The 11,425-nt window shown below is 33.2% G+C and carries 10 protein-coding genes and 1 pseudogene; 2 read left to right on the top strand and 9 right to left on the bottom strand.

The annotated features are described in order from the left end of the window. Positions 1-438: 438 nt before the first annotated feature. The 4 genes and pseudogenes from ACEW8E_RS01795 to ACEW8E_RS01810 all read right to left on the bottom strand — a co-directional run. Entirely contained in the window at positions 439-1,215 is a 777-nt protein-coding gene (locus ACEW8E_RS01795) for a type 1 glutamine amidotransferase (RefSeq protein WP_373478628.1), read from the bottom strand. A 90-nt stretch (positions 1,216-1,305) separates the two neighbouring features. Next, entirely contained in the window at positions 1,306-1,494 is a 189-nt protein-coding gene (locus tag ACEW8E_RS01800) for a type II toxin-antitoxin system HicA family toxin (RefSeq protein WP_373478629.1), read from the bottom strand. After that, positions 1,494-1,715, bottom strand: a complete 222-nt coding sequence (locus ACEW8E_RS01805) for a type II toxin-antitoxin system HicB family antitoxin (RefSeq protein ID WP_373478630.1) — start codon at positions 1,713-1,715, stop codon at positions 1,494-1,496. The genes ACEW8E_RS01800 and ACEW8E_RS01805 overlap by 1 nt, the downstream gene beginning before the upstream one ends. Before the next feature lie 165 nt (positions 1,716-1,880). Beyond that, positions 1,881-2,240, bottom strand: a pseudogene (locus ACEW8E_RS01810) (oxidoreductase); the annotation flags it as partial. Between the two features lie 220 nt (positions 2,241-2,460). Here ACEW8E_RS01810 and ACEW8E_RS01815 point away from each other — a divergent pair. Both ACEW8E_RS01815 and ACEW8E_RS01820 read left to right on the top strand, forming a co-directional pair. Next, positions 2,461-4,350, top strand: a complete 1,890-nt coding sequence (locus tag ACEW8E_RS01815; protein WP_373478631.1) for a DNA-directed RNA polymerase subunit gamma — start codon at positions 2,461-2,463, stop codon at positions 4,348-4,350. A 121-nt stretch (positions 4,351-4,471) separates the two neighbouring features. After that, positions 4,472-5,125 (top strand): phosphate ABC transporter permease, encoded by a 654-nt coding sequence (locus tag ACEW8E_RS01820; RefSeq protein WP_373478632.1) that lies wholly within the window; start codon positions 4,472-4,474, stop codon positions 5,123-5,125. Here ACEW8E_RS01820 and ACEW8E_RS01825 read toward each other — a convergent pair. The 5 genes from ACEW8E_RS01825 to ACEW8E_RS01845 all read right to left on the bottom strand — a co-directional run bounded on the left by ACEW8E_RS01825 (position 5,102) and on the right by ACEW8E_RS01845 (position 11,277). After that, a complete protein-coding gene (locus ACEW8E_RS01825; RefSeq protein ID WP_373478633.1) occupies positions 5,102-6,763 on the bottom strand; it encodes a dipeptide ABC transporter ATP-binding protein in 1,662 nt (553 codons plus the stop codon). The genes ACEW8E_RS01820 and ACEW8E_RS01825 overlap by 24 nt on opposite strands. A gap of 177 nt (positions 6,764-6,940) precedes the next feature. Next, positions 6,941-8,227, bottom strand: coding sequence for a sensor histidine kinase (locus tag ACEW8E_RS01830; RefSeq protein ID WP_373478634.1), 1,287 nt, complete (start codon positions 8,225-8,227; stop codon positions 6,941-6,943). A 207-nt stretch (positions 8,228-8,434) separates the two neighbouring features. After that, the gene (locus ACEW8E_RS01835; protein ID WP_373478635.1) at positions 8,435-9,187 is read right to left on the bottom strand and encodes a winged helix-turn-helix domain-containing protein; all 753 of its coding nucleotides are present in this window, start codon (positions 9,185-9,187) and stop codon (positions 8,435-8,437) included. An 83-nt stretch (positions 9,188-9,270) separates the two neighbouring features. Beyond that, a complete protein-coding gene (gene recJ / locus ACEW8E_RS01840; RefSeq protein WP_373478636.1) occupies positions 9,271-11,010 on the bottom strand; it encodes a single-stranded-DNA-specific exonuclease RecJ in 1,740 nt (579 codons plus the stop codon). Between the two features lie 12 nt (positions 11,011-11,022). After that, positions 11,023-11,277 carry a Uma2 family endonuclease gene (locus ACEW8E_RS01845; protein WP_373478637.1) on the bottom strand — a complete coding sequence of 85 codons (255 nt, stop codon included), beginning with the start codon at positions 11,275-11,277 and terminating at the stop codon, positions 11,023-11,025. Positions 11,278-11,425: the final 148 nt, after the last annotated feature.

The raw sequence follows: 11,425 nt of genomic DNA on the forward strand, positions 1-11,425 counted from the left end.
CAAAGATGATTTTGCTTTCCTTTTTTAATTCCATTTTTGTGAATATGTTTAGACCCGCACTCTGGACATTGTATCATTTTTTTATTTTTGATAATTTGACCCCTTTATCTAAAAATCATACCTTAATTCAGCAACGCCTAACAATCAATCAAAATCTTGATTTATAGAACCCATTTGGTATCTATTACAATATTATAAAAAAATGTTGTAATAGATACCATGATTTACTCCAGTAGTTTGACAGATAGAGAATAGGAAATCATTATGGACTCGATTAATGATTATTGATTCACTCATGGCGGAATTGGAGAAAATTTATCCACAAATTGGCAAAAAAATCAGTAATCAATGGATGGATAGAATTGGGAGTTAAAATATTGTTGGCATAATTAATTCTATTGTATTAAATGATTGTATACTCCATAATTCTTGATACCTTCATCCTTTTAAAATTCGTTTTAACATTGCTTTTCGCCCTTGATTTGCTAAAGTATCATCTAAAGGAGTTAAAGTAATTTTTTCTTCGTACTTTTGTTCTATGGCTTTGATAATTAACCAATCTGCCAAGAAAGGATTTTTCGGTAAAAGTGGGCCATGGGCATAAGTTGCGATGGCATTTTGATAAAAAGCACCTTCAAAACCATCCTCTCCATTGTTACCATTACCACTAACCACCTTCCCTAAAGGCGACACATTCCCTAAATAAGTCCTGCCGCCATGATTCTCAAAACCGACTACAGTGGGGGATTCTCCAAATATTTCTTTTAAATCTTCATTAAGAGGAGAAGCCACAATATCAAAAACTACATTACCAATACAGCGAGGTACATTTTGCCCTGGATGTTTCGTCACTAAATCTAAAATACCTAAACCGTTGATTTTTTGCCCTATGGCAGGTTCATAGTAATTTCCTAGTAGTTGAGGAGAACCACAAGTAAAAACCCCTGGGATACCTTTATTTATCTTTTCTTTCATAATTTCGGCTTTTTCTCCTTGTAAATCACGCATAACAATTTCTTGTTGTCTATCTTGCGCACCACCGCCGACAATAATATCAAATTCTGAAAAAGTTGTTATGTTTGTATCTTGATCTAACGGTAACACAGATACCTCTAAGTTACGCCATTGACATCTTCGCTCTAAACAGATAACATTTCCTCGATCGCCATAAGTACTCATTAGTTTAGGATAAAGCCAACCGATAGTTAAGTGCATAATTAATAGTTAATTTTTTAATGTAATTGTTTCTGGATCAACTTTGTTCTGATTTTAGTTCATCATTGATGTTGTAATAATAATTGTTTTTTAAAACTTCTTAGATAATCCTGCTTGTTTACAAATTTGATTGGCAGTAATTCGATCAAAAATTTTATGTCTTTTTACAGGAATTGTCTTGTCATTATCAGTATAAATAGAATGATTACCGCCTTCTCTCAACAAATAAAAACCTTTAATTTCCAAGTATTTGATCAACTCTTTTCTTGTTACAGACATTAAGCAACCTCAACCGATAAAATTTCAATGACATCATTAGTTAAAGGGATTGTTTTGCCTTGTTGTTGATACGCTAAAATCATTTCTTTTAAAGCATCTTCTAACATTAAACGACATTCTGACAAATTTTCCCCTTCTGTAATAACGTCTTGCCATTCAATAATTTGCCCCATATAGCCCGAAGGAATTTGAGTATATTTTGCTGTATATTTATATTTCATAAAATCACTTTTGTCTAAAAATACTTTTTAATTGATTATAGTTTGAAAATGCAAATCCTCCGTAGCTTATCTTGAGATATGAAATCTAACATAATCAACTATATTTGTTAATTCATTAACAACACTCAACATAATTAATAATTTCTTGATATTTTATTTTAAACTATAACTAATTCTTTCATAGTGATTACTACCTTTTCTTAAAATTACAGGATAGCTTAATCTACCTAGGCGATCGCACTGTTGAGAATCTAACTGTATCGTAAATTGTTGAAAAAAATCCGCTTTAATGGCTTCTTGTAATTCTGCGGCAATCGCTTCTAAACTTTTCCCACAACGTTGCAAATATTTCTCCTCTTGATTGAGAAAACCTCCCTTTTGCCCTCCCGTACCCTAAGCACAGGATAAACAACTACTTTTATGGTTCAATTTTTCCCAAATTTTGACACCTTCAGGAAATACACTTTTTTCTAGCCAATATTTAAGTACAAGTAAACCACCACCAGCAGAAGGGGATTTTGTCATAATTAAACTCCCATAATAATCTGTTATTTATTTTAATGGTTTATAGGTTAACAATTATAGTATTAAAGAAAATATCATCATCAAACCGAAGAATACTTATAAAAGGATCTTTTTGCTTTTTGTAAGAAAAATGATAGTATAGATCTCTGCAACTAATCATTGCACATCATATCATTGGTAACTGAATATAACTAAAGGGTTGAGTAAGCGCGGAAATAGCATGACAAATCAACAACAAAGACAGTTTGACTACGTTAAAATTGGCATCGCATCTCCTGAAAGAATTAGAGAATGGGGTGAAAGAACACTTCCTAATGGAATTGTAGTAGGTGAGGTAACTACTCCCGAAACCATTAATTATCGTACCCTAAAACCAGAAATGGATGGGTTATTTTGTGAGAAAATTTTTGGACCTTCTAAAGATTGGGAATGTTGGTGTGGGAAATATAAAAGAGTACGCCATAGAGGAATCGTATGTGAACGTTGCGGTGTAGAAGTAACAGAATCAAGAGTTCGCCGCCATCGCATGGGTTATATAAAACTAGCCGCACCTGTCACTCATGTTTGGTACTTAAAGGGTATTCCCAGCTATCTTAGTATTTTACTAGATATGCCTTTGCGGGATGTGGAGCAAGTAGTTTATTTTAATTCCCACGTTGTACTAGATCCGGGTAATGCAACTAACTTGAGTTATCGTCAATTACTATCTGAAGATCAATGGATGGAGATTGAAGAGCAAATCTATGCAGAAGACTCTGAGTTAGAAGGCATCGAAGTTGGTATTGGCGCTGAAGCCGTAGAGCGTCTTTTACAGGAAATACAACTAGAAGAAGAAGCCGAAAGATTAAGAGAAGAAATAGTTAGTAGTAAAGGGCAAAAAAGAGCAAAATTAATCAAAAGATTACGGTTAATTGATAATTTTATCGCCACTGGTTCTAAACCTGAATGGATGGTTTTAAGTGTTATCCCCGTAATTCCTCCTGATTTACGCCCCATGGTTCAGTTAGATGGTGGACGTTTTGCTACTTCTGACTTAAATGATTTATACCGCCGTGTTATTAACCGTAATAATCGCTTAAATCGTTTACAAGAAATTCTCGCACCAGAAATTATTATCCGTAACGAAAAACGGATGTTACAAGAAGCCGTTGACGCTTTAATTGATAACGGTAGAAGAGGAAGAACGGTTGTTGGTGGTAATAGTCGTCCCCTCAAATCTTTATCTGATATTATTGAAGGTAAACAAGGGCGTTTCCGTCAAAACTTACTCGGTAAACGGGTTGATTATTCTGGACGTTCGGTTATTGTAGTAGGTCCGAATCTCGAAATTTATCAATGTGGTTTACCCAGAGAAATGGCTATTGAGTTATTTCAACCCTTTGTGATTAATCGCTTAATCCGTTTAGGAGTGGTTAATAACATCAAAGCAGCGAAAAAAATGATCCAAAAAACAGATCCTAGTATTTGGAAGGTTTTAGAAGAAGTAATCGCAGGACATCCCGTATTATTAAACCGTGCGCCCACCCTCCATCGTTTAGGTATTCAAGCCTTTGAACCTGTGTTAGTAGAAGGAAGAGCTATTCAATTACATCCTTTAGTATGTCCTCCTTTCAACGCTGACTTTGATGGAGATCAAATGGCTGTACACGTTCCTCTTTCCATTGAGGCACAATCAGAAGCTCGTTTGTTAATGATGGCTTGTCATAACATCTTGTCTCCTGCTACGGGTAAACCTATTATTGCTCCATCTCAAGACATGGTTTTAGGTTGTTATTATCTCACAGCAGAAAATCCTGCGGCTACCAAAGGAGAAGGTACTTATTTTAGTAACCTCGATGATGCTTTACGCGCCTATGAACAAGGGTTAGTGGATTTACACGCCTATGTCTGGGTTCGTTTTGAAGGGCAAGTACAAACTGGTAAAGGTGATAATGTACTAGAAAAAGAGGAAACTTGTTCTGATGGTAGTGTGTGGAAATATTATCAAGGGCGTAAAGTGCGGGAAACTGCTGAGGGTGAACAAATCGCTCAATATGTACATACAACCCCCGGACGTATTATCTATAATAAAACCATTATGGAAGCTTTAGATTTCGATTTAGTTCATTAATTTAATCAGGAATCAGGAATCAGGAATTTTATTTAGTTTTCCATGAGTGCATTAGTATTTGATAGCTCATAGCTAAATTAATTTATAATTCCTAGTTACTAATTCCTAATTACTAATTATTATGTTGATTCCACTTAAACAAGAAGCTATTAACGACTTAATTCCTGCGGTGGCAACGGGGAGTCAATACACTCATTATTGGGCAAATTTTGCGACTTTTTTAAAAAATTTATTTATCTCTCTTGTGGGGATTTTATTTTTTTGGTTATTAGGTTCATTTTTTGGTAGATCTGGAGATAATGTTTCTCTAATTTTTCGAGTTATTTTTGGTTTATACTGGCTTTGGAGTCCAATCTATTGGGCTAGTGTTAGAAATAGAAAATTGCGCCGTTATCGCTATATTAGTTTTTGGCGTGGTAAGGTTTTAGATGTTTATTTGACGGAAGAATTAATTAATGAAGAGTCCGCTATCGATAAATTAGGTAGGGCAATTATTGTTGAAAATCGCCGTAAATTATTTAATATTGACATTGGTGATAAAACTGGTTTTCGTACCACTATTACTACTCCGATAAAGCGCATTCATAAAGTTGTTAATCGTGGGCAAAGTGTAGAGGGTTTGTTATTATCAAATGACCCTGATTTTATGCGTATCGCTCAAATTACTGATGTTTATATTCCAGCTCATAAGTTATGGTTAGGGGAATATCCTTACATTCGTCGAGATATTTTTTTAGATTTACGACGAGAATTAATGAAGATTTATGGACGTTAAAAATTGGGGTGCCGCCGCTAAAAGTGTTTTAGTATAAGGATTCTGCGGATTGGTAAAGATTTCCTCCGTTTCTCCTAATTCTACTATCTTCCCTTGATTCATTACCGCAATGCGATCGCATAAAAACCTTGCCACAGAAAGATCATGAGTGATAAATAAGTAAGTAAGATTAAATTCCGCTTTTAATTCTAAAATGAGATCCAATACTTGTGCTTGTACCGTAGCATCTAACATACTAACAGGCTCATCACAAATCACTAATTTAGGATTAGTAATCAAAGCGCGTGCTATGGCTACTCGTTGTTGTTGCCCTCCTGAAAGTTCTTTAGGATAACGATTATAATATTCTTGAGGATTTAATCCTACTCTATGTAACATTTTCTCAACTCGTTGTCTATTTTCTTCATTATTTCCCAATCGATGAATTAATAAAGGTTCGGTTATAGACTCCCCAATAGTCATTACGGGGTTAAGACAAGCATGAGGATCTTGAAAAATCATTTGTATTTCTTTTCGTAAGTCTCGAATTTTTCTCTCTGATAAAGTGGTTAAATCACAATTGTCGAAATTAACTTGACCAGCAGTAGCACGAATTAGCTGTAAAATAGTTCGGGAAAGAGTACTTTTACCGCAACCAGATTCTCCCACTAAACCTAAAATTTCTCCTGTCCATATTTTTAAGTTAAGATCATCTACAGCTTTAATAGTTTCAGGTTTTTTACCTAAAATTTGCTGAGTAAAGTTAGTTTCAAGAGTATAGTATTGTTTAAGGTTTTTTAGTTCTAATAATGCTGTTTTTGTCTGGTTTTCTTGATTTTCCTGATTAATTAATTCCGTTGGTTGATGTAAATGAAACGCCGCCGCTAATAATAATTTTGTATATTCATGATTTGGTGAATAGATTACATCTGCTACTTTACCCATTTCTACCATTTTCCCTTGATACATTACACCTATGCCATCGCAATATTTACCCACCATAGCTAAGTCATGAGAGATTAATAATAGAGCCATATCACGGTCACGACACAAAGACGTTAATTCTTCCAAAATTTCAGAAGCAATGGTAACATCAAGGCTCGTAGTGGGTTCATCGGCAATAATTAACTTGGGATCTAATAATAAAGCTAAAGCAATAGCAACTCTTTGACGCATTCCGCCACTAAATTCATGGGGATATTGATTAAATCTTTCAGGAGAAATTTTGACAGTGGCAAGGGTAGATAAGACTTTTTCCTTAGCCGATGATGAAGATAATTGTGGTTGATGCGCTTTTAAGGTTTCTAAACAATGATCTCCGATAGTCATTAAAGGATCAAGTCTTGTCATGGGATCTTGAAATACTAAAGCTACAGCTTCCCCTCTGAATTTGCGCAACGCTGCCTTATCGTAGGTAAAAATTGATTCCCCTTTAAAATTAGCTTTCCCCTCCACCAAAGAATTTTCAGGTAATAAACCCATTAAAGCCTTGCCTAGAGTTGATTTTCCACAACCAGACTCCCCCACTAGAGCTAAAATTTCACCATAATTCAAATTAAAAGAGACATCATTAACTGCCCAACTAACAGTATTCTCATTATCATTAGTCGATGGATAGGCAACTCGAAGATTAATAATTTCTAACAAAGGTTGATTCATGGGAAGATGGGCTTATTTTACTTATAGAATTATGCACCTTTGACAAAACAAAATCAATCATTCGTGAATAAAAAAAACTCTTATGATTATTGATCCAATATTTATTATTTATTATTCATTATTCATTATTCATTATTCATTATTCATTATTCATTACTTAGTAACTTTTAAAACCTATCAATTTTTACTAATTAATTTATTAAAAGCAAAGACAATTTTAAACCATGCACCTTTAGTTTCAGGATGATTATTTGCAGTAATTGAACCTTGATGAGCTTCAATAATTTGTTTAACAATACTTAACCCTAAACCACTACCATCTCCTGCATTTCTTACTCTCGATTTATCTCCTCGATATAGTCGCTCAAAAATGTAAGGTAAATCATTATCATTAAAACCTGTACCAGAATCAATGACATTTATTACTAAAAATTTATCATTATAACTATTCTCTTTAATTTCCACTTTAACTGTAATTAAATCCCCTGAATAACTATGTTTAATACTATTATCAAATAAGTTAACAAATACTTGAGTTAAACGGTTAAGATCTGCACAGATAACAATTTTTTCTTCTCCTTGATATTCTAAAGATATTTGTTGTTGATCTGCTAATATTTTTAATGATTTCCATGCTGATAAAATTAACTGTTTTAAATCTAAATTTTGAAATTTTAGCGTCTCATAAGGATTTTTTTCTAAGGTAGAAATTTCTAACCAATTTTGTACTAAATCAATTAAACGATTAATTTCTTGAGACATTTGTTGCATCCAAATTTTACCTTTATCATCAGTATATTTAAGCAAGGTTTCTGCTAATAAAGACATAGAAGTTAAAGGTGTTCTCAATTCATGACTTAAATCAGAATAAGCCTCATCTCGGCGATTAGATAACTCTTTAATTAGCTGTTTATTTTCAATAAAAATACTAACTTGTTCAGCCGGTAAAGGATAACTATAGGCTTTTAAAAAAATTGGTTTATAATTTTCTATTTCTAGGCTATTTTCATCTTCTAAAACATAATTAGTTGTCGGGAAAAATTGCCATTCTATTACTAAATTTTGTTGAGTTTTTCTCGTTTGTTGGATTAATTGATCTAATTCATAAGAACGTACTAATTCCAAAAATAACCTTAATACTTCAGGATTCCAACGTTGAATATGCAATAATATTTTTGCTTCTTCATTACATTCAATTAAGCGATTTTCTTCGTCTATTCTTAAATAACCAAGGGGAATTTTTTTAATTAGATAATGATGTAAATCCAACTCTAATTGAGTATAATAAAACTGATTATTAAGTAAATTAACATTTCGTCTAACTTGGGCTATTTTTGAAAGAGAATCTACCGCTTCAAATGGTGATAATAAGTGTAAAATTTCCGTTAATTGAACATTAATTTGATAAGATTTCCAAACATAAAGAATTAAGCCAACAGTCAACCCACATAAAAAATATAACATCCATTAACAATCAAGAATGAATATAATAATTTTAAATCATTTATGAGAATTTTAGATGCTTTTAATAGCTGATGACTAATTCAACACTAATTTCTCACCATTAACAATATATTGTCATAGAAAATAAGTTAACTTCCCCTAAAGTTGGAGGTTAGGAGGCGAAAATTCTCACCACTAACAATATATTGCTATATTCGTTTTAATTTATTAACCAAATCTGTAACCGAATCCACGCACGGTGATTAAATATTCAGGATGACTTGCATCTTTCTCTAATTTCTCTCTTAACCAACGAATATGCACATCAACGGTTTTAGTATCTCCCATAAAATCTGCACCCCAAATGTTTTCAATTAATTGCTCTCTATCCCACACCCTTTTAGGATAAGTCATAAACAACTCTAATAAACGAAACTCTTTCGGTGACAAATTAACTTCTTGTCCTCTCACCATAACTCGACACTCATCAGGAAATAATGAAATATCTTTAAATTGACGCACAGATTCAGAGATATTATTATTTACAGAATTTCGTCTTATTAAAGCACGACAACGAGCAACTAATTCTCGCATACTAAAAGGTTTAGTTAAATAATCGTCAGCGCCAACCTCTAAACCTAAAACTCGATCAGTTTCGGCGGCTTTAGCACTTAAAATTAAAATAGGAATCATATTACCACGATAACGCAGTAAACGACAAACATCTAAACCGTTAACTTCAGGTAACATTAAATCTAAGATTACCATGTCAATATTATCCCCAAAGCCTTGCAAATGCTGACGCTCAAGGATGTTTAATGCTTCTCTACCATTATTTGCCTTAATTACTTCGTATCCCTCTTCTTCGAGATTCAAAGCAATCATATTTCTAATCAATTCTTCGTCTTCAATCAATAAAATACGACTGGTAAGCTGTATTTTTTCACTAAAAGCAGTACTGGGTAAGTCCAGAGACAACATAAAAATTCTCTCAATTTTGTTCTCTACTAACATATATAACAGAAATATTGAAATTGAACAATAGAATATTTGAGAATGAAAATTTATTGATGACGAGATTCTTTAACGCCGATAACATCTAATTGAATAGATTTTTCCCCTTGCCATTCATTTTCTTTTAATTTATAAGCTATATCAACCATTGATGGTAAAGGATAATAAGGATTCCAATGCCAAGCAATGGCTTTTAAGGTGATGCCATTATGTAGTAATTTTAGCTGTAAATGTTCTCCTGTTTTTGTTAATTTTTGCTCAATAATTTCCACATTAGAAGTGCAAAAAGTTGGGGTTTTATTTTCTATTCCCCAAGGATATAAACTATCAATTTCTTGAAATAAATTAAAAGTTATTTCGTTGAAGGTTATTTCTGCATCTATTTTTACTAAAGGTTGCAAATATTCAGGTATTAAACTTTGATGAGAAAAATCTCTTAATCTACTATGAATTAATGGTAAATTTTCACGATTAAAACTAAATCCTCCTGCCGCTTTATGTCCACCATATTTCTCTAATAAATCATCACAATATTGTAAAGCTAAAAATACATTAAATTCTTCAATTCCTCTAGCCGAACCTCTTATTATATTAGGTTTTTCTTCTTCATAAGTACCGATAAAAACAGGAACTCCATATCTTTCTAATAAACGAGATGCAACGATTCCTATTACTCCATGATGCCAATTTTCATGAATAATTAATAATACTCGATCTTCTTGCCAATTTAAAGGAGTTTCTTCAATTATTTTAATAGCTTCTTGTTGAATTTCTTTACATAAATTTTGACGAGTTTCATTAGTTTGCTCACATTCCATTGCCCTTGTCATAGCAATTTCTTCATCTTCTGTGGTGAGTAATTCAATAACAATTTGAGGATCTCCAATTCGCCCAATGGCGTTAATTCTAGGTCCAATTTTAAAGCCTATATCATCTGAATTTAAGAGTTTTTTTTCTCCTCCAATTCCTGCAAATGTGCTTAAGGCTTTAATACCTAAAATATCAGAATGGGGTAATAATTTTAAACCTCTTTTTAACCAACGGCGGTTAACACCTGTCAAGGGTGCAAGATCTGCTATGGTCCCAACGGTATATAATTCTAAAAGAGATTTTGTTAAACCTTGTAATTGGTTTAAATTTTGGGCTAGGGTGACGGCTAAAACGTAAGCAACACCAACTCCAGCTAAACCAGCATAAGGAGAATCTTTTGGTAATAATTTCGGGTTTAAAATAGCATCGGCAGGAGGTAATTTTAGCGGTAAATCGTGATGATCTGTAATAATTACTTCTAAGTTTAACTCTTTAGCTCTTGCGATGGCATCATAAGCAGAAATACCATTATCAACGGTTAAAATCAAGCTAACTCCTTCTAGCTTAAATTCTTCCACGATACGACGATTAATACCATAACCATCAGTCATGCGACTAGGAATAGCATAATCTACCTGAGCGCCTAAATGTCTTAAACCTCTCAATAATAGAGCGGTGCTAGTCATCCCATCAGCGTCATAGTCACCACAAATAGCTATTTTTTGGTGAGAAGCAATGGCATTTTTCAGGATTTCAATACTTTTAGGTAAATCAGGAAATTCCGTTAAAGGAGAGGGTAAATCGATAATTTCAGGATTAACATAGCCTTGTGCTTCTTCTAAATTAACCATGCCACGATTTAAAATAACTTGAGCCATTATGGGAGATAATCCTAAACGATGCACTAAATCTTTAACTAAAGAAGGATTTTGAGGGTAAAATTTCCAACGTTGACGAGGTAAATTAAATTTTGATTCCATTGTATTTTTTTACTAAAATTTTAACCAAGAGAAAATCTCTCCATTAGTTAATTTTAAGGCTTTAACAAAATCAGGTACTGGTAATACATCAGAATCGCCGTCAAAAAACTTTACTTGTTGAGGATAGTAAGCGAAAATAATTTTTTCTTTAGGATCAATTATCCATGCTAACTTACAACCATATTCAAGAGCAAGGACTATTTTTTTTATAATTCTACTCTGACTTTGTTCGGGTGAAATAATTTCAATCATCCAATCTGGGGCAATAGAAACTACGGCGTTGCTGAATTAAAGTATGATTTTTAGATAAGGTGATGCCGAAGGCACGCTACGCGCACGTATCTTTATTACTCTCTTAAATTATCACAGAGGCGTGCTGTGTACCAGAGCCGACGAGTGATCGCTCGTAACTTGT

Origin of the sequence: Geminocystis sp. (assembly GCF_041753295.1) — a bacterium.
Taxonomy (GTDB): Bacteria; Cyanobacteriota; Cyanobacteriia; order Cyanobacteriales; family Cyanobacteriaceae; genus Geminocystis.